Genomic DNA, 24,361 nt, shown 5'->3' with positions numbered 1-24,361 from the left:
TTCCATAAATAGTATTACTATATAGTCTACTGGCATCGCGAAGGCGGCCCCCAGCCGCCCCGCACCCGGTCCTTACAACAACAACTGGAGACCGCAGCACATGAGCCCCGAAACGCGGCTTGTCCGCCAGATCACCGTCAAACTCATCCCCTTCCTGATCCTGCTGTACCTGATCGCCTACATCGACCGTTCCGCGGTCGGCTTCGCCAAGCTGCACATGGGCGCCGACATCGGCCTCGGCGACGCCGCCTACGGCATGGGCGCCGGCCTGTTCTTCATCGGCTATTTCCTCTTTGAGATTCCCAGCAACCTGATGCTCGACCGCTTCGGCGCACGCCGCTGGTTCGCCCGCATCCTGTTCACCTGGGGCCTGATGACCATGGGCATGGCCTTCGTCGACAGCCCGAGCGGCTTCTACGCCATGCGCTTTCTGCTCGGCGCCGCCGAGGCCGGCTTCTTCCCCGGCGTGCTCTACTACATCACCCAGTGGTACCCGGTCCGCCATCGCGGCAAGGTCCTCGGCCTGTTCATCCTCTCCCAGCCGATCGCCATGCTGGTCACCGGCCCGTTGTCCGGCCTGCTGCTGGGCCTCGACGGCCTGATCGGCCTGCACGGCTGGCAGTGGCTGTTCCTTGCCATCGGCGCCCCGGCGGTGCTGCTGGCCTGGCCGACCCTGCGCATCCTCCCCGACCGCCCGGACCAGGTGGGCTGGCTCAGCGGCGAACAGAAGGCCTGGCTGCTCGGCGAGCTGGAGAAGGATCGCCAGGAATACGGCCAGACCCGCCACGAGAACCCGCTGCACGCCTTGAAGGACAAGCGCGTGCTGCTGCTGGCGCTGTTCTTCCTGCCGGTCACCCTGAGCATCTACGGCCTCGGCCTGTGGCTGCCGACCATCGTCCACCAGTTCGGCGGCAGCACCCTGGCCACCGGCTTCATTTCGGCGGTGCCCTATGTCTTCGGCATCCTCGGCCTGTTGATCGTGCCGCGCAGCTCGGACCGCCTGAACGACCGCTACGGGCACCTGGCGGCGCTGCACGGGCTGGGCGCCTGCGCCATGTTCTTCAGCGCCTGGCTGGGCGCGCCGGTTTTGCAGCTCGCTGCGCTGTCGCTGGTCGCCTTCACCCTCTATTCCATCACCGCGGTGTTCTGGACCCTGCCCGGCCGCTTCTTCAGCGGCGCCAGCGCGGCGGCCGGCATCGCCCTGATCAACTCCTTCGGCAACCTGGGCGGCTACCTGGGGCCGTTCGCCATCGGCGCGCTCAAGGAATACACCGGCAACCTGGCCTCGGGCCTGTACTTCCTGTCCGCCGTGCTCTGCTTCGGCCTGCTGCTGACCGGGATCGTCTACCAGCGCCTCGAGCGCCGACAGGCGCAGCAGCCGGCTCACCTGGGCGGCGTCTGACGCACCCGCCATTCACAAGACGAGGATTCGAAAATGCACTTGATTCAATTCGAAACGGCCGGCGGCGCGCGTCGCGTCGGCCTGGTGGACGGCGGCCTGGCCCGCGAAGTACGGGGTGCGACGAGCACCCGCGAACTGGCCCTGGCGGCCATCGCAGCCGGCCAGAGCCTGGCCGGCCGCATCGAGACCCTGGGCCTGGGCGAGGCCCACGACTACGCCCTGCTGCTCGCCGAGCGGCGCGTACTCGCTCCGCTGGATCACCCGGACCCGGCCCACTGCCTGGTCAGCGGCACCGGCCTGACCCACCTGGGCAGCGCCTCCGCCCGCGACAAGATGCACCAGCAGAACCTCGGCGACGACGCCGCCCTGACCGACACCATGCGCGTGTTCCGCTGGGGCCTGGAGGGCGGCAAACCGGCCGCCGGCCAGGCGGGCGCGCAGCCGGAGTGGTTCTACAAGGGCGACGGCGGCATCGTCGTGCGCCCCGGCGCGGACCTGCCGCTGCCGCCGTTCGCCGAGGATGCCGGCGAGGAGCCCGAGCTGGCCGGCCTCTACGTGATCGGCGACGACGGCAGGCCGTACCGCCTGGGCTTCGCGCTGGGCAACGAGTTTTCCGACCACGTGATGGAGCGCCGGAATTACCTGTATCTGGCGCATTCCAAGCTGCGCTTCTGCAGCTTCGGCCCGGAGCTGCGCCTGGGCGAGCTACCGCGCCACCTGTCCGGCTTCAGCCGCATCCGCCGCGACGGCGAGGTGCTGTGGGAGAAGGAGTTCCTCTCTGGCGAGGACAACATGTGCCACAGCCTGGAGAACCTGGAATACCACCACTTCAAGTACGCCCAGTTCCTGCGTCCGGGCGACGTGCACGTGCACTTCTTCGGCACCGCCACCCTGTCCTTCGCCGATGGAGTGAAAACGCAGCCGGGCGACCGCTTCGAGATTGGCATCGCCGAGTTCGGCGAACCGCTGAGCAACGGCATCGCCCCGGCAGCGCCGGAACCGCGGGCTGGCAGCGTAGATAGGCTCTAGCCCGGAATGACATGCGGAGCGCCGTGTGCGGCCTCCGCAGCGAACGGTATCTGTTCCTGCTGCCAGCCTGGCCGGCATCGCCAAGAACCCAAATCCAAGGAGCCCCCATGCCCCAGATCATCGGTCACAACTACATCGGCGGTCGCCGCAGCGCGGCCGGCACCATCGGCCACCAGAGCGTCGACGCCAGCACCGGCGAACTCCTGCCATATGCTTTCTTCCAAGCGACCCCGGAAGAAGTGAACGCCGCCGCCGAGGCCGCCGCCGCTGCCTACCCGGCCTACCGCGCCCTGCCCGCCACCCGCCGCGCCGAGCTCCTCGAGGCCATCGCCGCCGAGCTCGACGCCCTCGGCGACGACTTCGTCGCCCTGGTCGGCCGCGAGACCGCCCTGCCCGCTGCGCGCATCCAGGGCGAGCGCGGCCGCACCAGCAGCCAGATGCGCCTGTTCGCCCAGGTCCTACGCCGCGGCGACTTTTACGGCGCGCGCATCGACCGTGCCCTGCCCGAGCGCCAGCCGCTGCCGCGGGTCGACCTGCGCCAGTGCCGCATCGGCCTCGGCCCGGTCGCCGTGTTCGGAGCCAGCAACTTCCCGCTGGCCTTCTCCACCGCCGGCGGCGACACCGCCGCGGCCCTGGCCGCCGGCTGCCCGGTGGTGTTCAAGGCGCACAGCGGCCACATGGCCACCGCCGCGTGCGTGGCCGACGCCATTATCCGCGCCGCCGAGAAGACCGGCATGCCCGCCGGGGTGTTCAACATGATCTACGGCAACGGCGTCGGCGAAGCGCTGGTCAAGCACCCGGCGATCCAGGCGGTGGGCTTCACCGGCTCGCTCAAGGGCGGCCGCGCCCTCTGCGACATGGCCGCCGCCCGGCCGCAGCCGATCCCGGTGTTCGCCGAGATGTCGAGCATCAACCCGGTGCTGCTGCTGCCCGCGGCCCTCAAGCAGCGCGGCGAGCAGATCGCCCGGGAGCTGGCCGCCTCGGTGACCCTGGGCTGCGGACAGTTCTGCACCAACCCCGGGCTGATCGTCGGCCTGCGCTCGGCGGAGTTCTCCGCCTTCCTGGAGGCCTTCGCCGCCGCCATGGCCGACCAGGGCCCGCAGACCATGCTCAACGCCGGCACCCTGAGAAGCTACGAGCAGGGCCTCGCCGCCCTACACGCCCACCCGAAGGTCAGGCACCTGGCCGGGCAAAAGCAGGAAGGCAGGCAGGCCCGGCCGCAGCTGTTCCAGGCCGACGTCGCCCTGCTGCTGGAGGGCGACGCGCTGCTCCAGGAGGAGGTCTTCGGGCCGACCAGCGTGGTCGTCGAGGTGGCCGACTCGGCCGAACTGATCCGCGCCCTGCACGGCCTGCACGGCCAGCTCACCGCCACCCTGATCGCCGAGCCGGCGGACCTCATCACCTTCGCCGCCGTGGTCCCGGTGCTCGAGCAGAAGGCCGGGCGCCTGCTGGTCAACGGCTACCCGACCGGGGTGGAGGTGTGCGACGCGATGGTCCACGGCGGCCCCTACCCGGCCACCTCGGACGCCCGCGGCACCTCGGTGGGCAGCCTGGCGATCGACCGTTTCCTGCGCCCGGTGTGCTACCAGAACTACCCGAACGAGCTGCTGCCGGAGGCGCTGCAGAACGCCAACCCGCTGGGCATCCTGCGCCTGGTCGACGGCCAGCCGAGTCGCGAGGCGCTCTGATCCTTCCGGCTCGACCGGGGGCACAAGCCCCCGGATTCCCTAAAACAACAACGAACGGGAAACCCGCATGACCACTTCGATCCGCGCTCGCCTCCGCATTCCGCCGCACATCCGTCTCTCCGGCACGTCGCCGGGAACCTTGATCGCCTGATCCGCCAGACCCGGCCACCGTCGCCGGGCTTTCCCCCTTTCGCCCAACGCATCCGCGACCGCGGAGGGGGCCTTTTTGCGCCTTTTCCACCGAATCTTCACCGGTAACAACAACAATGAAGAACAGCCTCTCGCATTTTTCGCTCCGTCCGTCCTCCGCCCTCGCCTGCGCCCTGCTGCTCGCCGGCACTGGCGCCCAGGCGGCCTTCGTCGACGACGCCAAGGGCACCCTGACCCTGCGCAACTTCTACATCCACCGCAACTTCGTCGACGACGGCGCCACCCGCAGCAAGGCCGAGGAATGGACCCAGAGCTTCATCCTCGACCTCAAGTCCGGCTACACCGAAGGCCCGGTCGGCTTCGGCGTCGACGTGCTCGGCCTGTACTCGCAGAAGCTCGACGGCGGCAAGGGCACCGGCGGCACCCAGCTGCTGCCGCTCGACAAGGACGGCAAGCCGGCCGACCACTTCGGCCGCATCGCCGTCTCCGGCAAGATGAAATATTCCGAGACCGAGCTGCGCGTCGGCGAGTGGTTCCTGGTGCTGCCGATCCTGCGCGCCGACGACGGCCGCTCGCTGCCGCAGACCTTCCAGGGCTCCATGCTCACCTCGAAGGAGATCAGGAACCTGACCCTCTACGCCGGCCACATCACCGGCAACAGCCCGCGCGACGACGGCAGCATGGAGGACATGACGCTGAACGGCACCAGCCCCTACACCAGCGACCGCACCTCCGACGACTTCGACTTCGGCGGCGCCGAATACGCCTTCAACGACAAGCGCACCACCGTCGGCGCCTGGTACGCGCGCCTGAAGGACATCTACAAGCAGCGCTACTTCCAGGTGCTGCACACCCAGCCGCTGGGCAAGGAATGGACCCTCGGCGCCAACCTCGGCTACTTCGACGGCGAGGAGGACGGCGAGGCGCTGGAAGGCCACCTGGACAACAAGCTGCTCTCCGGGATGTTCTCTCTCCGCTACAACGCGCACACCGTCTACCTGGGCCTGCAACGGGTCAGCGGCGACGACAAGTGGCTGCGGGTCAACGGCACCAGCGGCGGCAGCGCGGCCAACGACAGCTACAACGGCAGCTTCGACAACGCCCGCGAGCGCTCCTGGCAGCTGCGCTACGACTACGACTTCGCCGCCTTGGGCATCCCCGGGCTGACCCTGATGACCCGCTACATCAAGGGCACCAACGTGCACACCGGCGCCATCGACGACGGTGAGGAATGGAACCGCGAGACCCAGCTGAGCTACGTAGTGCAGAGCGGCCCGGCGAAGGACCTGATCCTGCGCTGGCGGAACTCGACGATCCGCCGCGACTGGGGCGCCAACAACAAGTTCGACGAGCAGCGGATCATCGTCCAGTACCCGCTCTCGCTGTTCTGAGCGCGCCTCTTGCGATGAACCCCTTTGGCCGGATCGTGCGGATCGGGCCGATTGCTCGCCGCATCCGGATAGGGGGCAATTGGCCGTCGCGGATCTCGCCGACGGCGAAGGGCGGCGAAGGGCGGCTGGTCGCCCCACTGGGGGAAGTTGACGAAGATGCGTCCGTCTTCGCTGACGCTGACCCCGGTAGGCATGGCGCCGTGGAAGGCGAACACCTGCTCGCTGGCACCCTTTCCCCGGTCGTCCGCTCGGGCAGGTCAGCCTGGCATCCGCAGCGCCCGGTCCGGGCCATTCATCTCCTGCCTGCCCTTCCCGCCCCAGCTCAGGCGGGCACCGATCACTTCGATGAAGTGCGTCGCCAGCAGCGGGATATCCATGGACCGCCCACGCAAGGCCGGCGACTGGATGGGAAAGACGTTGAGGCCGAAGTACAGATCCGGCACTTCAATAGAGGCCGGGTCTTGCCTGAGAACCTTTCGAGACGGCAGTCTTCTTCAGGATTTTCCTAGCCAGCCGTACTTGCCAGCTTGCGATAGTGAGATGGGGTCATCTCCTTGAATGCCATGAAATGGCGATTGAAATTGGATATATTGGTAAAGCCCACTTCGAAACAGATATTTGTAATCGGCAGGTCGCTGTGGACCAGCAGATCGCAGGCGCGGGTGATGCGCAGGCTGTTGACGAATTCTACAAAGCGCCGCCCGGTCGCCTGGCGAAAGAACTTTGAAAAGTAGGTGGGTTGCATGCCGAGCTCCTCGGCAACCTCCTCCAGGCTTATATTTTCGTGGTAATGATCGAAAATGTAGTTGACCGCCTGATTTACACGCTGCTGGTTCTTTTCGCCGGTGATGGTCAGATAATGCTCGCTGGAAAGTAATTGGTACTGATCTGCCTTGGCGAGAAGGCCCATGACGGACAAGAAGTGAGCCAGGGATTCCAGCCCACTGGAAGTCGCTATTTTCTGCATCAAACTCCGTGTTTCACGGATGGTTGCTGCGTCCTGGAATTCAATGCCGAAGCTGGCCCGCTGTAACAAACCATCCAGCTCGGTGAACTCCGGCAGGACATTGCGCGCCGCCTGGATCATTTCGTCGACGAATACGACAACCTGGTCCCGCTCCGGATAGATCTCCTGTTCTTCCGTATGACTGATCCAGTTATGGGGAAGGTTGGGGCCTATCAGGAACAGAGTACCGGGATAGAAGTTTCCAATGTAATCCCCGACGAACACCTTGCCGCTGCTGTGGGTGATCAAATGCAACTCGTATTCCTTGTGATAGTGCCAGCGGACCAGAGGATCGGGAAAGCCGTGCTTTCGATAAAGAATCGAGCTGTGCTCCTTCGGGGGAATCAGCTCGTAGGAGGGGGATGACTGACGTGTGGTGGCTCGCTTGTTCATCACCTTGGGCTTGGATCTTGTCAGGATGCACATGCTACAAACATATATAAATAAATAAAGCTTGTACACTTTGCAATTTCGAAAACAAGCGCCATTCAATCAATTTATTGATTTTTATGGATTTATTTTCTGAATTGGCGCCAGCCTGGCTGGGCTCGCCTGTTCTTTGTGCAAAAAAGTACAGGTTTTGGGAAGGTTATGAGTTTGTCTTGCCATTGAATAGTCGGTGTAATCCATTTCATTCCGACTCTCCCGCCGCATGTCCTTCAATGGCGAAGGGAGAATGACAAGAAAGATAAAAACAGCTGATCGAATGATCGGCAAAGGACTTGGCAATCATGAGCTATCCATCAAGCCTGGCGGTGCAGCCTGCTCATTCCTTATCAATATCCCATAAGGCGAATTGTCGCCGGCTCTGTCATGCCGGGAATGGCTTCCCTGCGGAACTCCGTCAAGGCGACCGAAAGTTTGGCTCTCACCGCCACGTTTCGCTCAAGCCAGGTTCATCAACCTGGGCAGCCTGACTTCCCCGACATCACCTTTTTACTTCGAACTCTTTTAATGCGCGTCTTCAGGCGCACCGGGATCCTTGTTGCCTGACGAAAGGCCGGGCTTCGTTGGTTCCCGACAAATCCGAGCGGTCTAGAGGTAGCAAAACGTGAAACTCAATATCCAAAATCTGTCTCAACTTCCTGAGCGTGTTCAGCGCCCTCTATACGACCGCAAGCAGGTCAAGCAGGGAATCGTGCATATCGGTGTCGGTGGCTTTCACCGCGCCCATCAGGCGATCTATACCGAGATGCTGCTCAACCGGGGCAAGGCCGGCGAATGGGGCATTTGCGGGGTGGGGCTGCGCTCGGAAGATCGAGCCATGCAGGAGGCCCTGGCCTCCCAGGACTATCTCTATACCCTCTATGAGCTGGGTGACAGCGACAACACGCAGATCCAGGTGGTCGGCGCCATCGGCGATTTCCTGCTCGCCGAGGACGGCTCCGAAGCGCTGATTCGCAAGCTGGCTGACCCGCAAACCCGGATTGTATCGTTGACCATCACCGAGGGTGGCTATTGCACCGACGACAGTAGCGGTCAGTTCAATGCCGATCTGCCACAGATTCGCCACGACCTGGCCAATCCACAGCAGCCCAGGACGGTATTTGGCTTTCTGACCGAGGCCCTGGCCCGCCGTCGTGCAGCCGGCATCAAGCCGTTCACTGTGATGTCTTGCGATAACCTGCCGCATAACGGCCAGGTGGCTCGCAATGCCCTGTTGAGTTTCGCCAAACTGCACGACCTCGAGCTCCATGACTGGATTGCCAGCAACGTCAGCTTTCCCAATGCCATGGTCGATCGGATCACTCCGATGACCAGCGATGCGCATCGCTCCCAATTGCTTGAGGAAACCGGCATCGAGGATGCCTGGCCGGTGGTGGCCGAGCCTTTCCTGCAGTGGATGGTGGAGGACAAGTTCTGCAACGGCCGCCCTTCCTGGGAGGAAGTTGGCGTGCAGTTCACCGACGATGTCACGCCCTATGAGGAGATGAAGATTCGTCTCCTCAACGGCAGCCATATGGCGATGGCTTACCTCGGCGCCTTGCTCGGTCACTGCTATGCGCACGAGGCGATGCAGGATGCGCAGCTGTCGGAGTTTGTCCGCAGCTACATGGACCGGGATGCCACGCCGCTGCTGGCCGAGGTACCCGGCATCGATCTGGAGAACTACAAAGACACGCTGATCGAGCGTTTTTCCAACACGGCAATCTGTGACCAGATCAGCCGGCTTTGCTCCGACGGCTCATCCAAGCTTCCGAAGTTCGTACTGCCGACCCTGCTTGGGCAGATTGAAGCTGGCATTGACATGCGGCGCACGACACTGATCCTGGCCGCTTGGTGCCACTACCTGCGCGGCCTCGACGAGCAAGGTGGAACCTATCCGGTTCTCGATCCGCGTGCCGCCTCGCTACAGGAGGCCGCATGCCTCAAGGAACGTCTGGTCGAGAACTTCTTGGGACTCGAGGATGTGTTCGGGCACAAGATCCCGGCTTCTGCGACATTCGTGGCGACCTTCCGCCTGCAGCTCGAGCGTTTGCAGACACTCGGCGTGCGCGCCACGCTTGAGTTGACGATGGCGGAGGAAGTTGGAGCAGAGGAAAGGAAATTGGCAACCTTGATTTGAAAAGAGACGGGCTTGTTCGGAGAACTCCGGATAAGCCTGCCTTGAATACGTCGTCCTGACATGAGTTGGCTACTTCATGGCGCACTCTCATAAAGTAAGTATCCCCCGATAGAGCCAAGGGCTTTTTTCTGTTAGCTGATGCAAAGGGGCTGGGCTGGTCATTATTTTTGTGCAAAAAAATACAGGTTTTTGGATGTTTATGAGTTTGTCTTGCTGGTGAATGCTCGCTGTAATTCATCTCACCCTGGCTTCCTCGTCGAATATCTTCTTTCGCGGGGGAGAGGGTCACAATAAAGATAAAATGACTGATCGCGCGATCAGCAGGAGTAAATAATAATGAAACTTGCATCCCCCCCAAACGTGCTTGCTCTCTCCATTGCGCTTCCAACCCGGAAAACTCTGCAAAAGCCTGTCTCCGCTCCTCCCGTGGGCTAGTGGCCTGTGCGGTTAGTTTGTTAACTCAAGTTCGGATGACCATGGTTCCGAAACAAGGCGCCGCGACGAGTCATAGCAGGGCTATGGCGAGGAGTGGCAACGCAGTATCGGGGCCATGGGCGCCGAAATTGACTAACTGAACTAACCAAACAGGCCACTAGAGCCCACAACAAGATGATTTCCTGAGGCTGAGAAAGACCGCTTCCGTTCCGCCATCGGATGGCCAGAGCCCGCGACCAAGGAGTCTGCAAAGACAGGGGCTCGAGCCAGGCAGGACTTTTTCAGGGTTTCCTTAAGCAGTGAAATTACAAGAAGCGCTGAAATGAAAGCAGAAACGCATAACCAAAATTTCGCAGGCATGAGCGAAGAGCAATTGCCAATACCGAAACACAAACTTCACGGCTGGACTCACTTCATGGGGCTGTATGCCGGCGAGCACGTTGCCGCAACCGAGTTTGTCATCGGTGCAACCTTCGTGGCGCTGGGTGCCAAAACCATGGATATCCTGCTGGGATTGCTGATCGGCAACATCCTGGCGGTCTTGAGCTGGACCTTGATTACCACGCCGATTGCCGTGGAAACGAGGCTGAGCCTGTATACCTACCTGCACAAGATTGCGGGTGGCTCGATGACAAAGCTCTATAACTGGGCGAATGTCATTATCTTTACCGTGATATCTGCGGCGATGATAACCGTATCGTCGACGGCGGTGCGCTTCCTGTTCGATATACCGGCACAGTTGAGCTGGTTTCCAACAGATCCCTGGTTTGTCATGGTCGTGCTGGGGGTTGGGGTCATTGTGGTCCTGGTCGCCATGTACGGTTTCAACGCCGTTTCCGACTTCTCGGGAATCTGTGCGCCTTGGCTGTTCGTCATGTTTGCCAGTGGCGCACTCGTGTTGATGCCTGCTCTGGCCGAGTCGGTTCTGGGCCGCACCACTTTGAGTGGCTGGAGCGACTTCGTACATATTGGCAGTCAGTCGATCTGGACAGGGATGAATGCTCAGGGAGAACCGGGGATCGGGTTGCTCGAGGTGATTGGCTTCGCATGGGCGGCCAACACCATTACGCACTTCGGTTTGATTGACATGGCCTTGCTGCGTTATTCCAGGAAAAAGTCCTATGGCCTTTGCACGAGTGCGGGCATGCTGTTCGGCCACTATATCGCCTGGATTGCCGCAGGGATCATGGGAGCGGGAACGGCTGTTCTTCTTAAAACTTCCATCACCACTCTGGATCCCGGTGATGTGGCCTTCCACGCACTTGGTTTGTCGGGATTCGTGATTGTGATCGTTGCCGGTTGGACAACTGCCAATGCCAACCTCTACCGGGCCGGTCTTGCCGCGCAGGCGATCTTCCATAATCACTCTCGCAAGCAGACCACGCTGGCCGTCGGCGTCGTAACCGTAATCGTTGCTTGTTTCCCCTTTGTGTTTTCGAAAATGCTGCCCTTGCTGACCTATGCGGGCCTGCTGGTTGTGCCGGTCGGAGCGATTGTCTTCGCCGAGCACTTCATATTCCCCCGTATCGGGTTGACCCGCTACTGGGTAGCCTATTGCAAACTCACCCATAGCACTCCGGCAGTTGCCTCATGGGGCGCAGGCCTTGTGTTTGGCTTTGGCCTGAATGCACTGGATATTATCTCCTTCTATTATCTGTTCGTTCCGACCTGGATCTTTACGATCATCGTGTACACGCTCATGGCCAAGAGGTACGGTGCCGGGAAGCAGTATCCGGAGGAAGAGGCCGAGTTGCTGGCCTTTGAAAAGAAAGTCGAGACTTTCCAGGAAGAACAGGCCAAGGCCTACAAGGTGCCGGTCAAGGACAACTCCACTTTCTCGAAGTGGCTCCACATAGTGGCTCGCGTAAGTTTGACCATTGCCCTGCTGCTGGCTTTCAACACGATGTTCCTTAGTCCAGACATGACGGCTTACGAAGAAAACCGTGAGACCTTCTATAATGTAGGGTTTGCTTGTACCGTGATTTATTTCGCGGCCGCCTATTGGGCGATGCGTCGGCGCAAGGCTCTTACCGAGGCTCAGGAACTGGGGCAGCCCGTTCTCCTGTGAAGAGCCATAGTTAGGCTGGACTTGTTCCGAGCCTTCCTGGCCCTGCTGTGTCATGAGAGCGACGACTTATCGAGTGGCAAAATTGATTTCTTGCATGCGACGGGCAAAAGTCATTTTCAACCCAACAAGTCATCCATGCTCATGACACAGCAGGGCAGGATCTGTTGATTACCCTTGATCCCGATATTCGCTTGAATGTCGAGCCCGACCTGAAACTGATGGTCTCATGCGCTACGAGTACTCAACGATCGACACGAGTACCCTGTAACGGGTTGGAGAGATGGAGATGGGTGTCGACGAGCACCTTTTCAGGGACGGGTTTACCCTGTGCCAGACGCTTCATCATCCGGTAGCTCTGACGGCCAATCTCCTGGCTCTCCATGCTCAGATAGGCCTGAACCAGACCGTCGTCGAGGAGTGCGCGCTGTGCCGCACCGGGCTCTGGCGTCGCGATGATGATGGTCGGCCGGACAGCCTTTTCTTCCTGCCTGGCAAGCAGCGGGCCAAATTGCTGACGATACAATTCCGCCTGATGAATCAACCAACTCCCCGTGCTGATAATGACATCGATTTGATTGCTTGAGGCCACCAAAGTGGTGAGCTTTATCAATGCATCATTTTGGTTGGCGGCTCTATAGAGGGGACATCGTGCCAATTCGCTCCAGCCCTTTTCTCCTCTCAGCTGCCGGCCGGCTACTCCTTTCTCGGCCTGACCGCGCAACTGCTGGCGAATGCCCTCAATACGTTCCTGGTGGTTGGTATCCTCAGGGTTGCCGCTCAGGATGCACAGTTTCCCGCCCTGCGGCCTGAAGTGCTGGGCGAGCATGCCCAACTCCTTGCCGAAAGCCAGGTTGTCGAGCCCGACGTACCCTTTGCGCAGATGCCGCTCGTGCGGGCCCAGGTCCGAATCAAAGGTAATCAGCAACGTTTGACTGGCTTCCTTCAAGGCATGCTCGGCCAGCCATGCCGAATTGGTTACCGATAATGCAAGGCCATCCAGCCCCATTTTCAGGGCCTGTTCCATCACTTCGTTCTGCTGGCGAAAATGCGACGAATCAGGAGGGCCCAGCAACAGACAGGTATCCCCCTCGGCCTGGGCTGCCTCGGCGCAGCCCTTTCCGGCCTGAATGAAAAAGGGATGATTGCTCCACTTGGCCACCACTGCGAACTACAGCGTCATTGTTCTGGCGAAGATGATACGCTCGAACACTCGCTATGCATGACCAATGATCAGAATTCACGTACTTTCACCATGACATTCAATTGCCATTCAAGGCTTTACAGGGCTATTTGACGACGCCTGGGGCAGGTAGATGTTGAAAGTATCGATAAGCACTTTCTCGGGGACGGCTTGGCCCTGCGCGAGACGCTTGAGTATCCAGTAGCTCTGATGGCCAAGCTCATGACTGTTCCAGCCAAGATAGGCTTGCACCAGACCATCATCGAGCAGCGCACGCTGTTCCGCGTCCGGGTCTGGGTCTGGGTCTGGGTCTGGGTCTGGGTCTGGGGTAGCGTTGACTGCTCCCCTCCCTGAAGGAAGGGGATTCCCAATTCACCGAGAACCGGACAGCGGTACTTGACCAATGCCACTTACATTCTCTCCAAGGGCTAACACCGCCAGCCCGGCGGCTTTAATGTTGATCGCGGCATTCACGTCGCGGTCGTGTTCGGTTCCGCACTCCGGGCAGCTCCAGGAGCGGACCGGCAGAGGCAGCCGCTCAAGGATATGCCCGCAACACGAGCAACGCTTTGAGCTGGGATACCAGCGGTCGATGCCGACCACCTGCCTCCCAGCCCAGCCACCCTTGTACTCCAGCTGGCGAACGAACTCGCCCCAGCCGGCATCGGCGATGGCTTTGCTCAGCTTCGGGTTGCGGATCAGGTTCTTCACGGCGAGGGATTCGACGCAGACCACTTGGTTCTCGTTGATCAGTCTGCGGGACAGCTTGTGCAAGCGGTCCATGCGGCAATCGGAGATTCTGGCGTGAATACGGGCCACCTTCAGCCGGGCCTTGGCGCGGTTCTTCGAGCCGAGCTTTTTCCTGCTCAGCCGGCGCTGCGCCAGGGCCAACCGGGTGGCGTATCTGGCCGTATGGCGGGGATTGCCGATGCGTTCGCCCTCGCTGGTGACGAACAGGTCTTTCAGGCCCAGGTCGATGCCGATCATCTGCGGCGTGACGGGCAAGGCCTCAGGTTCGAACTCGCACAGGCAGGACACGAAGTACCGGCCTGCAGAGTCTTTGGAAACGGTGACGGTGGACGGCTCGCCAGGAAGCGGCCGGCTCCAGCGGATATCCAGCGGCGTCCTGGACTTGGCCAGGTACAGCTTGCCGTCCCGGTAGCTGAACGCCGACCGGGTGAACTCGGCGGACTGGCGATGCTTCTTGCTCTTGAATGCCGGGTACTTCGTGCGGCCCGCAAAGAAGTTCCTGAACGCGGTCTGCTGATGGCGAAGGCACTGCTGCAGCGGGACGCACGACACCTCGTTCAGCCACGGCAACTCACCGGAGCGCTTGAGCCTGGTGAGTTCCGCATTGGCTTCCAGATACCCGACCTTCTCCTGCCGCTGGAAGAATGCATCGGTTCGCCAGCGCAGGACATGGTTATAGACAAAGCGCGTACAGCCGAACGTCTGAGCCAGCAATTGCGCCTGCTCAGGTGTCGGGTAGAAACGGTATTTGTACGCACGGTTCATGCATCACATGTTGCCATCCGCAATGTGAAGATGGCCACACCGAAACGGAGAAAGCGGGAACAGGGGCGCTCTGCGAGCGCCGCGCTATCCCTCCCCGGACTAGAAGTCCGGGGTTTCCCGCGCAAAATCAGATGATGATGACCGGGCGCGCTCCCTGTCGATCAAGCCCGGTCAGTATCGGGCCAAGCTGCTGACGGTACATGGCCGGCTGATCAATTGGCCAACTGCCGATATTGACGATGACATCGAATTGGTTGGTGTTCAGCAGAGTGGCGAGCTGGAGCAATGCACGGTCTGCCGTTTCGGCCCGCTCGAGCGGGCAGCGGCTCGGCTCGAACCAGCCATTCTCCCCCCTCAGCCGCTCAGTGCCCTTATGGTTCGGGATAGCGCCAAGTTGCAGGCGAATCCCGTGTAGGCGTTCCTGCTGATGGGTGTCCCGCAGGCTTCCGGTTAACACACAGAGTCTTCCGCCCTGCGGCCTGAGGCGTTGTGCAAGCCTGCCCAACTGCTTGCCGAATACCAGGTTGTCAAAACCGACATGGCTGCGGCGCAGCTGCTGCTCCGCAGGATTGAAGTCACTATTGAAAGTGATCAATGGAATATGCCCCCTCTGCTTCAGGGCATGCTCAGCCAGCCACTCCGATTGGGTTACCGACAAGGCGATACCGTCCAGCTTTTGATGGAAGGCCTGCTCCAGCAGTTGGTTTTGCTTGCGGAAATGGGGTGGCCCGGATGTTCCCAACAATCTGCAGACGTCGCCCTGAGCTCGGGCAGCCTCGGCACACCCCTCCCCCGCCTGAATGAAAAAGCGCTGGTCGATTCGCTTGGCAAGCAATGCGAACTGCAAGGGCTCCGCAACAGTGGGATAGGTGAATAGAAGCCCGCAAAGCAGGCTTACAGCCAAAAATATTTGGAAAGATAACCATCTTCCCATAGCAACTCCTTGCTGGGTCATTATCGTCCTTATAGATTAGAAAATCATTTTTTATAACTAATAATTACATGCAGCCTGCAACTTGCCAAGATAGGGCCAATGATTACAAGTCGCCTGATAGCTTGTTAACAGCAAGGAAAGATCTGGAATAATCGGCAATTTCCTCGCTATTTTTCTAAGTGGCATCGAAATCAAGCTATTTCATCCATTTATGAGTCTTTTTCTTGCCCGACGGATGTTTGGCAAGGGACGCTTTCTGAATCCCAGGCGCATTTCGCTTGCCATCGGCAACGTTTTCGCATCATTCAAAAGTTCGACAGAGCAAACAGGGTGACAAGCTGGGCTGTGTTCTTCGCCAGCCGACGGAAACGTACTTTGCTGCAGCCGAATTGCCGCTTGATTCCCCTGAAGGGATGCTCGACCTTCGCCCGTACCTGTCCTGCTCGATCCGCCGCTTGATGCGCTACAGCAGGCGGCGGAAGTTGAGGATGGCTGTCTCGTCCGGAATGCGCTCCAGCCCCAGGCCGGCGAACTGGCGCAGGAGAACGGTTTCGTGCAGGGGCTTTCTCCATCGCCGGATCGCTGTAACCGAACCGCTCCTGCATCAGCCCTCGAAAAAATCGGGGGCGGCTCACCTTGCTTCCCGACACAGCCAGGCCCCTGTCAGTAGGCGAAGGGATGCCCCAGCTCCGTCTGCATCCAGGCGAGGAAGCGCCGCACGCGCGGATAGTCGGCATGCGTGTGCGGGAAGACCAGATGATGCGCACTGACCGGGCTGCGCAGCTCGTTGCCGAACACCGGGACGAGTTTTCCCTTCTGGATGTAGTCATGGGCCAGCAGCGTGCTTTCCAGCGCGAAGCCGAGGCCATGAACCGCCGCCTCCAGGCTCATGTAGGAGCGGTCGAAGCTGAGCGGGTAGCGGCGCTCGGGCATCGACAAGCCCTGCTGCGCGAACCACTGTGGCCACTGCACCAGCGGTGCTTCGGAGAGGATCAGGTCGGCATCGAGCAGATCGACGGGACTGTCGACCCTCTTTGCCTGGAGCAGGGACGGTGCGGCGAACACGGCGATGCTTTCCTGGGGAATGGTGCGAATCTCCAAGTTCGGCCAGTTCGCCAGGCCGTAGCGGATATCCACATCCATCTTGTCCCGGCTGAAGTGCAGGGACTCGTAGGAGCACGACAGGTTGATCTCCAGGTCGGGGTTGCTGGCACGCAGTTGCTCGAGGCGCGGCAACAGCCAGAGCAGGCCGAAGCTGGGGACCGAATGCAGGCGCAGGCACTCCAGGTTGGCATCGGTGGCGGCGCGCTCGGTCGCCGTGCCCAGGCGCTGCAGCGCGCCCGAGATGTCGTGCAGGTACTGGCTGCCGACGGGCGTCAGCTCCAGCCCCTTGCTGGTCCGGTGGAAGAGCTGGCGACCGATCATCGCTTCGAGCTTGGCGATCTGATGGCTCACGGCCGAGGGCGTCAGGTTCAGATGCTTCGCCGCCCTGGCGACATTGCCGAAACGCGCCGCCTGTTCGAAGGCGAGGATGGCTTTGAACGGCGGGATAGGCAGCGGCGTCTTTTCCGGGCGGATCATTGTTCTGGTCTCTTGGCCGAGCGGGTTTTACAGAGCATGCCATCGGCTCCCGACATCACGTCAACCCTGAAGCTGGCGTCATAATATGCTGAATTATTTTCAACGATTACTGAGCGATCCGGCCATCCATATAGATGCTTCGCTAAGGACTTCCCTTATTCCGAAACATTTACGTCAGTATTTCCGGGCGGCTTCGCTTAGATGCTGAATTTTTTTCAGCAACGACTGAAGGATGCTGCGTTGTGACCGCGGACGTAACAGCCGAACCTTCCGACACCCGGCCAACCACGGCGGTTCTTGAACAAGAACGATGTCAGGAGTGTCCAGCATGCTGCTCGAAGGCAAGATCGCGATCATCACCGGTGCCGCCTCGCAACGAGGTATCGGCCGCGCCATGGCCCGTACCTTCGCCCACCATGGGGCCCGGGTCGTCATCCTGGATCTGGATGAAAAGGCGGCACGGGATGCTGCGGAAGAACTCGGCCCCGACCATCTGGGCCTGGCGGCCAACGTCGCCGATGCCAGCCAGGTGACCCGGGCGGTCGACGAGGTGATCAAGCGCTATGGCCGCATCGATGCGCTGGTCAACAACGCCGGCATCACCCAGCCGCTGAAGACTCTGGAGATCCGCGGCTCGGATTACGACAAGGTGCTGGACGTGAGTCTGCGCGGCACCCTGCTGATGTCCCAGGCGGTCATCCCGACGATGCGCGCGCAGAAGTCCGGCAGCATCGTCTGCCTGTCGTCGGTGTCGGCCCAGCGCGGCGGCGGCATCTTCGGCGGGCCGCACTACAGCTCGGCCTGGCCCGCGCCATGGCCCGCGAGCTGGGCCCGGACAATATCCGCGTCAACTCCATCACCCCCGGTCGTCTACTGAGGCTGGGCAAGATCAATCCTCTCCATCACCCTGCCCATCTTCATCCTGATCGGGCTCGGCTTCTTCGCCGTCAGCTTCGCCCTGCCGGCGCTGGTGCTCAAGGCCGTGTCGGACAGCCCCTTCCAGGAGGTGATGAACTGGCAGTACCTGCTGGCCTACTGCCTCGGCTCTCTGGCCGTGTATCTGCTCGGCCTGCTGCTCGCCCTCAGAGTACGACGCGAGTCCCTGACCAGCAGCGCCATCACCGCCCTGGGCATGGCCGTGTCCAACAGCGGCTTCGTCGGCTACCCCATCGTCGCCATACTGCTCGGCCCGGCGGCGGCCATCGGCCTGGCACTGAACATGCTGGTGGAACATCTATTGATCATCCCGCTCAGCCTGACCCTCGCCGAGGCCGGCCGGCAGCGGGGTTCCACCGCCAAGGTGCTGCGCGAGACGGCCAGGCGCCTAGCCAAGACCCCGCTGATCCTCGCCATGCTGACCGGCCTGCTGCTGTCCCTGCTGGAGGCGCGCCTGCCGGCGATTCCGGGCAAGGTGGTGGAGATGCTCGCCGCAGCCTCGGCGCCGGTGGCGCTGTTCGTGATCGGCGGCTCGCTCTACGGCCTGAAGCTGAGCGGCCTGTTCGCCGGGCTGCCGCTGATCGCCGCGGGCAAGCTGATCCTGCACCCGCTGGCGGTGTTCCTGCTCTTCTCGCTGCTGCCGGACGTGGACCCGGCGCTGATAGTGGACGGGGTGATGTTCGCCAGCTCGCCCATGCTGAGCGTCTACCCGATCTTCGGCCAGCGTTTCGGCATCGAGGGCCGCTGCGCTGCCGCCCTGCTGTTCACCACGCTGATGTCCTTCTTCAGCATCAGCCTGCTGATCGGCATCATGAAGCCCCACCTATAGGGGTGTTCTGCGTCACGATTGCAATTCCGTCGTCCAAGCCTGGCGACGGCGAGGAATGGAACCGCGAGACCCAACTGAGCCACAGGGTGCAGAGCGGCCCGCTGAAGACCCTGAAAGTGCCTCGGCGGACACGACATCCCGGGTTTGGGCCAGCGACAACGAGTTCGGCGGCAACCGACTGATCGTGTCTTGAAGAAAGTCGCCGGCAGGAAAGCCGGCGGGAGGGAGGGCGTCAGCTCTGGGCCGGCGGCGGCCCGGAGCTGGGGCCCCTACTTCGAGCTGGCGAGCCCGGCAGCAGGCTGTGCCGCCTCGACCGCCTTACGGCTGCCGTGGAGCTTCCAGAGCAGGCCGACGCCGACCAGCCCGGTCAGCGACAGGCTGAGCATGCCGGCCTGGGGGCTGGCGAACCAGGCTTCCATATGGGCCTTGAGCATGGGCGCGAGGAAGCCGCCGAGGTTGCCCAGCGAGCCGATCAAGGCGATGCCGCCGGCCGCAGCCACACCGCCCAGGTAGCCGGTCGGCAGGGTCCAGAACAGCGGCTGCACGGTGACGAAGCCAGAGGCGGCGAAGCAGAAAGCCAGCAGCACCGGGGCGAAACTGTTCACCAGCACCGAGGCGGCGATGCCCAGGGAAGCCATGGTCAGCATGCACATGGCCATGGGCAGGTGGGCGGCGTGCCGGTCGGCGAAATGGGTCACCAGGTACATGACCACCGCCGCGCACAGCCAGGGGATGGCGATGAACAGCCCGACCTCGAGGCCGACCGTGGTGCCGAGCAGTTCGGCGATGCGGGTCGGCAGGTAGAAGATCACCCCGTAGACGCTCATCTGGACGCTGAAGTAGATCAGGATGAAGCTCAGCACGCGGCGGTTGCTCAACAGCCCCAGCAGGCTGCGCGGACCGTGGTCGAGCTTGTGCTGGTCCTCGAGCTGCAACTCATGGCTGAGCGCACTCTTTTCATCAGGGGTCAGCCATTTTGCCTCGTGCGGCTTGCTGTTGAGGTAGAACAGCGCCACGACCCCCACCACCACCGCGGCCAGGCCCTCGACCAGGAACATCCACTGCCAGTTGGTCAGGCCGAACATGCCGTGCATGTCCAGCAGCCAGCCGGACAACGGACTGCCCAGCAACAGGGCGCCGGGCAGGCCGAAATAGTAGATGCCGATCGCCTGGCCACGGCGCGCCGCCGGGAACCAGTAGGTCAGGTAGAGGATCACCCCCGGCGAGAAGCCCGCCTCGGCGACGCCGAGCAGAAAGCGCAGGCAGTAGAAGGTCGTCTCGTCGCGGGTGAACATCATGGCGGCCGAGACGAAGCCCCAGGTGATCATGATCCGGCTCAGCCAGACCCGGGCGCCGACGCGGTGCAGCATGAGGTTGCTCGGCACCTCGAACAGTGCGTAGCCGATGAAGAAGATCCCCGCCCCCAGGGCGAAGGCGGCGTTGCTCAGGTTGAGGTCGGCCTGCAGAGCGGCCTTGGCGAAGCCCACGTTGGCGCGGTCGATCATGGCCAGCGCAAACATCAGCGCAAGAAACGGCAGGAGACGCCAACGGCACTTGGCGATGGCGCTGTCGATATGGGCAAGGTGGTCTGCACGGGTCGTGCTTCTTGTAATTATTGTCATCGTATCCCCCAGTAGGGTCTGCGGAATGAAGGAGTGGATGGCCAGCCATGAGATGAGGCGGCTGGCAGTCTGTCACGTCCGGGCGACGCCCGGTGTCGAGCGGACGGTGCGTCTAGTTCACATGTTCGGCCCCCCTCGGCCAGCATGGTGGTGATGCATGTGCGGGCCCGGCCCCCGGCCAGGTCGGACCCGCGCCTGCCGGATGGCCTCAGTCGCCGACCAGCTCGGCCGCCGGGGCCGGCGCCAGCCGGCCATTGAGCAGGCCGCGCGCGGCGAGATTGCCGATCAGCGCGCGCAGGCCGAAGGTCCAGGGACTGGCCTGGCTGCTGTGGTTCACCCGGTTGTGCAGGCTGCCCAGCAGCGGACTGCCGATGCTCACCTTGTCGCCCAGCTTGTGGGTGAAGCCGCCGCCGGGCTGGTCGCGGTCCTCGGTGGGCGCGAACAGCGTGCCCAGGAACAGCAGGAAGCCGTCCGGGTACTGGTGGTTGGCGCCGATGGTCTGGGCGACCAGCTCCAGCGGGTCGCGGCTGATCTGCTGCATCGAGCTGGTGCCCTCGAGCCGGTAGCCGTCGCGGCCCTCCACCCGCAGCTCGACCACGCACTGGCGCACGTCGTCCAGGCTGAAGCGCTCGTCGAACAGACGGATGAAGGGACCGATGGCGCACGAGGCATTGTTGTCCTTGGCCTTGCCCAGCAGCAGCGCGCTGCGGCCCTCGAAGTCGCGCAGGTTGACGTCGTTGCCGAGCGTCGCGCCGAGCACCTGGCCGCGGCTGTTGACCGCCAGCACCACCTCCGGCTCGGGGTTGTTCCATTGCGAGCGCGGGTGGATGCCGATCTCGCTGCCGCTGCCCACCGCCGCCAGCACCGGCGACTTGGTGAACACCTCGGCGTCCGGGCCGATGCCGACCTCCAGGTACTGCGACCAGAGGCCCTGCTCGACCAGCAGCGCCTTGAGGCGGGCCGCCGCCTCGGAGCCGGGCTTGATGGCGCGCAGGTTGTCGCCGATCGCCGCGCGGACGATCTGCCGCACGCTCTCGGCCTTGCCGGCGTCGCCGCCGGCCTGCTCCTCGATCACCCGCTCGATCATGCTGGCAGCGAAGGTCACCCCGGCCGCCTTGATCACCTGCAGGTCGGCCGGCGGCAGCAGGAACGGCCGGGCGGGATCGGGCGCGCAGCCGCTGTTGTCCAGCAGGCTTTCCAGGCTGCAAAGGCGCCGGCCCGGCAGGCTGCGCACCTGCTCGAGCGGCGCCAGGCTTTCCAGCAGGTCGCTGAGGGTGGCGAAATGCTCGGACAGGTCGAACACGTCCTCGCCGCGCAGCACGATCGGCGAAGGTCCGGCCACCTTGCCGGGCACCCAGGCGCGGCCGATCAGGGTGCCGGCGGTGCCGTCGACGGGCAAGGTGTTGGCCGGGTCAAGTCTCAGGGAAGTCATCGGAAAGTCCTTGTGGGTCCAGGAAAGGAATGGACTCAAGCTAGAGAACCCGGTCGATAAATCCCAATGACAAATCTTCAAGATCCGATATCTTCCAGTTATCGAATTGCCCGAGTATTCCGATGTCCGGCTCCGACATTTCCTTCTCCAGCCTGTGCAACTGGCTCAGGCTCAAGCATCTGGTGCTGATCGACACCCTCGCCCGCACCCGCAACATGCACGCGGCGGCGGAGCAGATGAACCTCAGCCAGCCGGCGGTCAGCAAGATGCTCCGCGACCTGGAGGAAGCGCTGGGCTTTCCCCTGTTCGAGCGCCTGCCGCGCAGCATGCCGCCGACCGAGCTCGGCGAGTACGTGGCCCGCTACGCCCGCATGACCCTCAACGACACACAGAAATTCGTCGAACAGGTGAACCGGCTGAGCAAGGGCGGCCACGGTTACCTGAAGGTAGGCGCCATCTTCGCCGCGACCGCCGTCGTGCTGCCCGAAGCCATCGCGCGGATCAAGGCCGAGCGGCCCCTGCTGTCCATCGAGGTGATGGAGCAGACCAGCAACCAGCTCCTGGAGATGCTCGAACAAAAGAAGCTCGACCTGATCATCGGCCGTTTCACCGAGGAGCGTTACCAGCAGATCTTCGACTACCGGGGACTCGGCCCCGAGCCCTTCTGCCTGGTGGTCAACGGCCATCATCCCCTCGGCCGGCTCGAGGAGGTCCCTCTGGCCGAGCTGGAGCGCTGGCCCTGGATCCTCTACCCGGTGAGCACGCCGATCCGCCGCCGCATGGAACAGGCCTTCGCCGAATTCGGCATCAGGACGCCGAGCAACACCGTGGAAACCATCTCCATGCAGACCTTCCTGACCCTGCTGCAGTCCGACCCGATGATCGCCATGCTGCCCGAGTCGATGGTGCAGTCGCAGTTGCAGAGCGGTCAGTTGCGGGTGCTGAACACGGCGTTCCATGTCGAGCCGCTGGAGTACGGCATCATCACCCGCAAGGACGAGCCCCTGCCTGCAGCGGCACAGGAGTTCGCCGACATTCTGCTGGAGTTCGCCCGCCTGCGCCGGGAAGGCATGCCGGAATAGGTGTTTGGTCCCGGAGAGTCCTGGTCTATGGTATGAGCCTCTCTCGGAGGATGATCCATGGCTCAGGCTCTTCACAAACGCGCCACGACCACGCCCGCCATTCGAGCAGAAATACAGCGATCGCAGGATTCGATCGCGACGCTGAGCAGGCGCTACCACCTCAACCCCCTAGAGCATTTTTGGCCTGACTAGTGGTTGTGGCCGAGCCGGGATCGGGCAGCCAAGCTGAACGGAAGCATGGGTTCGGCAACGCGGGAGGTGGCTCATGGGATGGCGTCGAGGGCAGGCCTACGGGCAGGATCTGCGCGATCGGGTGCTGGCGGCCGACGGCTCGACTCGCGAGGTGGCCAGGCGCTTCGCGGTGAGCGAGTCCTATGTGGCGCGGGCACGCTCGCGACAGCATCTGGGCCAGGTCAGTGCCGGGCTCCAGTGCAACCACGTACCCCCTCGACTCCAGGGGCTCGAAGGGGCGCTGACCGAGCGCGTGGCCGCGGTGCCCGAGCAGACACTGACGCAGTTGTGCCAGTGGATCGAGGCCGAGCATGGCGTGCGGGTGAGCCTGACCACGCTGTGGAAGACGCTGGGACGGTTGGGGCTGACGCTCAAAAAAAGTCATTCCAGGCCGCCGAGCAGCAACGTGCCGACGTAGCGCAGGCTCGCCACGCCTGGGCCAAAGAACAATCCCGATTCGACGTGCGCCGCATGGTGTTTCTCGACGAGACCTGGGCGAGCACGAACATGAGCCCGAGCCGGGGACGCTCGCCACGCGGGCGGCGCTGCCCGGGACAGGTGCCCCAGGGTCATTGGAAGACGACCACCTTCGTCTGTGCGCTGTGCAGCGACGGGCTGGTCGCTCCGCTGGTTCTCGACGGGTCGATCAACGGGCAGGCGTTTCGCGCCTGGGTCGAGCAGGCGCTGGCGCCCACCCAGGGCGCCGGAGACATCGTGGTGATGGACAACCTCGGCTCGCACAAGGTTGCCGGTGTGCGGGAGGCCATCCAGGCGCGCGGTGCCGAGCTGTGCTATTTGCCGCCGTACAGTCCGGACTACAACCCGATCGAGCAGGTGTTCGCGAAGCTGAAGGCGCTGCGGCGCAAGGCCGCCGCCCGCACGGTCGATGCCCTGTGGTCGGCCATCGGCACCTTGCTGGAGCGCTTTCCGGCCGCCGAATGCGAACGTTATATCCGTCATTGCGGTTATGGCCGGTCAGGATGAAAAGGCTCTAGGCGAACCGTCTTGGGGTTGAGGTTGTAGCGCCGGCTCAGCGTCGCGATCGAATCCTGCGATCGCTGTATTTCTGCTCGAATGGCGGGCGTGGTCGTGGCGCGTTTGTGAAGAACCTGAGCCATGGATCATCCTCCGAGAGAGGCTCATACCATAGACCAGGACTCTCCGGGACCAAACACCTAGCGCCCCCTACCGAAACGGCCAGATCTTGCCATCACCCCGCCCCTACCGTACGACATCAAAACTTCATCGACCGAACAGCGTTCGAAACTCGGACAGACCATATTG

At 62.4% G+C, this 24,361-nt stretch carries 17 protein-coding genes and 2 pseudogenes; 11 read left to right on the top strand and 8 right to left on the bottom strand.

Translation table 11 applies throughout. The features are described 5' to 3' along the window. The first annotated feature begins 100 nt into the window (after positions 1–100). From GCU53_RS01255 to GCU53_RS01240, 4 genes are all read left to right on the top strand, one after another. Complete coding sequence (locus GCU53_RS01255; RefSeq protein WP_152386003.1) at positions 101–1,402, top strand: MFS transporter; 1,302 nt, start codon at positions 101–103, stop codon at positions 1,400–1,402. Between the two features lie 33 nt (positions 1,403–1,435). Then, complete coding sequence (araD1, locus tag GCU53_RS01250; protein ID WP_152386002.1) at positions 1,436–2,431, top strand: AraD1 family protein; 996 nt, start codon at positions 1,436–1,438, stop codon at positions 2,429–2,431. A 107-nt stretch (positions 2,432–2,538) separates the two neighbouring features. Then, the gene (locus tag GCU53_RS01245; protein ID WP_152386001.1) at positions 2,539–4,119 is read left to right on the top strand and encodes an aldehyde dehydrogenase (NADP(+)); all 1,581 of its coding nucleotides are present in this window, start codon (positions 2,539–2,541) and stop codon (positions 4,117–4,119) included. 266 nt (positions 4,120–4,385) lie between these two features. Then, positions 4,386–5,660: an OprD family porin gene (locus GCU53_RS01240; protein ID WP_152386000.1), complete on the top strand. Its 1,275-nt coding sequence runs from the start codon at positions 4,386–4,388 to the stop codon at positions 5,658–5,660. 505 nt (positions 5,661–6,165) lie between these two features. Here the strand turns inward: GCU53_RS01240 and GCU53_RS01230 are convergent. Beyond that, the gene (locus GCU53_RS01230; RefSeq protein WP_152385998.1) at positions 6,166–7,059 is read right to left on the bottom strand and encodes a helix-turn-helix domain-containing protein; all 894 of its coding nucleotides are present in this window, start codon (positions 7,057–7,059) and stop codon (positions 6,166–6,168) included. A 658-nt stretch (positions 7,060–7,717) separates the two neighbouring features. Between GCU53_RS01230 and GCU53_RS01225 the strand changes: the two genes are divergently transcribed. Both GCU53_RS01225 and GCU53_RS01220 read left to right on the top strand, forming a co-directional pair. Then, on the top strand, positions 7,718–9,232 hold the full coding sequence (locus tag GCU53_RS01225) for a mannitol dehydrogenase family protein (protein ID WP_152385997.1): 1,515 nt from the start codon (positions 7,718–7,720) through the stop codon (positions 9,230–9,232). Positions 9,233–9,989: 757 nt separating this feature from the next. Further along, positions 9,990–11,735, top strand: coding sequence for a purine-cytosine permease family protein (locus GCU53_RS01220; protein WP_152385996.1), 1,746 nt, complete (start codon positions 9,990–9,992; stop codon positions 11,733–11,735). Positions 11,736–11,976: 241 nt separating this feature from the next. Here the strand turns inward: GCU53_RS01220 and GCU53_RS01215 are convergent, their stop codons facing one another. Then, positions 11,977–12,894: a substrate-binding domain-containing protein gene (locus GCU53_RS01215; RefSeq protein ID WP_244306991.1), complete on the bottom strand. Its 918-nt coding sequence runs from the start codon at positions 12,892–12,894 to the stop codon at positions 11,977–11,979. A 243-nt stretch (positions 12,895–13,137) separates the two neighbouring features. Between GCU53_RS01215 and GCU53_RS26425 the strand changes: the two genes are divergently transcribed. Continuing rightward, positions 13,138–13,269, top strand: a complete 132-nt coding sequence (locus GCU53_RS26425) for a hypothetical protein (RefSeq protein ID WP_280115850.1) — start codon at positions 13,138–13,140, stop codon at positions 13,267–13,269. Between the two features lie 18 nt (positions 13,270–13,287). Here the strand turns inward: GCU53_RS26425 and GCU53_RS01210 are convergent, their stop codons facing one another. From GCU53_RS01210 to GCU53_RS01190, 4 genes and pseudogenes are all read right to left on the bottom strand, one after another. After that, positions 13,288–14,430, bottom strand: a complete 1,143-nt coding sequence (locus GCU53_RS01210) for an RNA-guided endonuclease InsQ/TnpB family protein (RefSeq protein WP_152385995.1) — start codon at positions 14,428–14,430, stop codon at positions 13,288–13,290. Positions 14,431–14,557: 127 nt separating this feature from the next. Further along, entirely contained in the window at positions 14,558–15,364 is an 807-nt protein-coding gene (locus GCU53_RS01205; protein WP_244306988.1) for a substrate-binding domain-containing protein, read from the bottom strand. 305 nt (positions 15,365–15,669) lie between these two features. Continuing rightward, positions 15,670–15,801 (bottom strand): annotated as a pseudogene (locus GCU53_RS26845) (transposase); the annotation flags it as partial. Between the two features lie 226 nt (positions 15,802–16,027). Next, positions 16,028–16,945 carry a LysR substrate-binding domain-containing protein gene (locus tag GCU53_RS01190; RefSeq protein ID WP_208845419.1) on the bottom strand — a complete coding sequence of 306 codons (918 nt, stop codon included), beginning with the start codon at positions 16,943–16,945 and terminating at the stop codon, positions 16,028–16,030. 328 nt (positions 16,946–17,273) lie between these two features. Here GCU53_RS01190 and GCU53_RS01185 point away from each other — a divergent pair. After that, positions 17,274–17,812: pseudogene (locus tag GCU53_RS01185) on the top strand (SDR family NAD(P)-dependent oxidoreductase); the annotation flags it as partial. A gap of 25 nt (positions 17,813–17,837) precedes the next feature. Beyond that, positions 17,838–18,710 carry an AEC family transporter gene (locus tag GCU53_RS01180; RefSeq protein ID WP_152385993.1) on the top strand — a complete coding sequence of 291 codons (873 nt, stop codon included), beginning with the start codon at positions 17,838–17,840 and terminating at the stop codon, positions 18,708–18,710. Between the two features lie 269 nt (positions 18,711–18,979). Here the strand turns inward: GCU53_RS01180 and GCU53_RS01175 are convergent, their stop codons facing one another. After that, on the bottom strand, positions 18,980–20,332 hold the full coding sequence (locus GCU53_RS01175; RefSeq protein WP_152385992.1) for an MFS transporter: 1,353 nt from the start codon (positions 20,330–20,332) through the stop codon (positions 18,980–18,982). Between the two features lie 208 nt (positions 20,333–20,540). Next, on the bottom strand, positions 20,541–21,764 hold the full coding sequence (locus tag GCU53_RS01170; RefSeq protein WP_152385991.1) for a fumarylacetoacetate hydrolase family protein: 1,224 nt from the start codon (positions 21,762–21,764) through the stop codon (positions 20,541–20,543). Positions 21,765–21,886: 122 nt separating this feature from the next. Here GCU53_RS01170 and GCU53_RS01165 point away from each other — a divergent pair, with 122 nt between their 5' ends. Next, positions 21,887–22,846, top strand: coding sequence for a LysR family transcriptional regulator (locus GCU53_RS01165; protein WP_152385990.1), 960 nt, complete (start codon positions 21,887–21,889; stop codon positions 22,844–22,846). A 265-nt stretch (positions 22,847–23,111) separates the two neighbouring features. Further along, positions 23,112–24,061, top strand: a protein-coding gene (locus tag GCU53_RS01160; RefSeq protein ID WP_208845417.1) for an IS630 family transposase whose coding sequence is annotated in 2 segments (ribosomal slippage) — positions 23,112–23,450 and positions 23,453–24,061 — 948 coding nt in all. Because the reading frame shifts where the segments join, the coding sequence is not laid out codon by codon here. The last annotated feature ends 300 nt before the right edge of the window (positions 24,062–24,361 follow it).

The sequence above is a fragment of the Azotobacter salinestris genome (genome assembly GCF_009363155.1).
In the GTDB taxonomy this organism is placed as follows: Bacteria; Pseudomonadota; Gammaproteobacteria; order Pseudomonadales; family Pseudomonadaceae; genus Azotobacter; species Azotobacter salinestris.
Note: the sequence above shows the minus strand (reverse complement) of the source record. Positions and strands in the feature narration are given on the sequence as shown.

Excerpts from the sequence above, each read along its gene's own strand:
- GCU53_RS01210 (WP_152385995.1), bottom strand. The coding sequence starts at position 14,430 with ATGAACCGTGCGTACAAATACCGTTTCTACCCGACACCTGAGCAGGCG.
- GCU53_RS01205 (WP_244306988.1), bottom strand. The coding sequence starts at position 15,364 with ATGGGAAGATGGTTATCTTTCCAAATATTTTTGGCTGTAAGCCTGCTT.
- GCU53_RS01175 (WP_152385992.1), bottom strand. The coding sequence starts at position 20,332 with ATGACAATAATTACAAGAAGCACGACCCGTGCAGACCACCTTGCCCAT.
- GCU53_RS01230 (WP_152385998.1), bottom strand. The coding sequence starts at position 7,059 with ATGAACAAGCGAGCCACCACACGTCAGTCATCCCCCTCCTACGAGCTG.
- GCU53_RS01220 (WP_152385996.1), top strand. The coding sequence starts at position 9,990 with ATGAAAGCAGAAACGCATAACCAAAATTTCGCAGGCATGAGCGAAGAG.
- GCU53_RS01165 (WP_152385990.1), top strand. The coding sequence starts at position 21,887 with ATGTCCGGCTCCGACATTTCCTTCTCCAGCCTGTGCAACTGGCTCAGG.
- GCU53_RS01190 (WP_208845419.1), bottom strand. The coding sequence starts at position 16,945 with ATGATCCGCCCGGAAAAGACGCCGCTGCCTATCCCGCCGTTCAAAGCC.
- GCU53_RS01240 (WP_152386000.1), top strand. The coding sequence starts at position 4,386 with ATGAAGAACAGCCTCTCGCATTTTTCGCTCCGTCCGTCCTCCGCCCTC.
- GCU53_RS01245 (WP_152386001.1), top strand. The coding sequence starts at position 2,539 with ATGCCCCAGATCATCGGTCACAACTACATCGGCGGTCGCCGCAGCGCG.
- GCU53_RS01255 (WP_152386003.1), top strand. The coding sequence starts at position 101 with ATGAGCCCCGAAACGCGGCTTGTCCGCCAGATCACCGTCAAACTCATC.
- araD1 (WP_152386002.1), top strand. The coding sequence starts at position 1,436 with ATGCACTTGATTCAATTCGAAACGGCCGGCGGCGCGCGTCGCGTCGGC.
- GCU53_RS01170 (WP_152385991.1), bottom strand. The coding sequence starts at position 21,764 with ATGACTTCCCTGAGACTTGACCCGGCCAACACCTTGCCCGTCGACGGC.
- GCU53_RS26425 (WP_280115850.1), top strand. The coding sequence starts at position 13,138 with ATGACTGTTCCAGCCAAGATAGGCTTGCACCAGACCATCATCGAGCAG.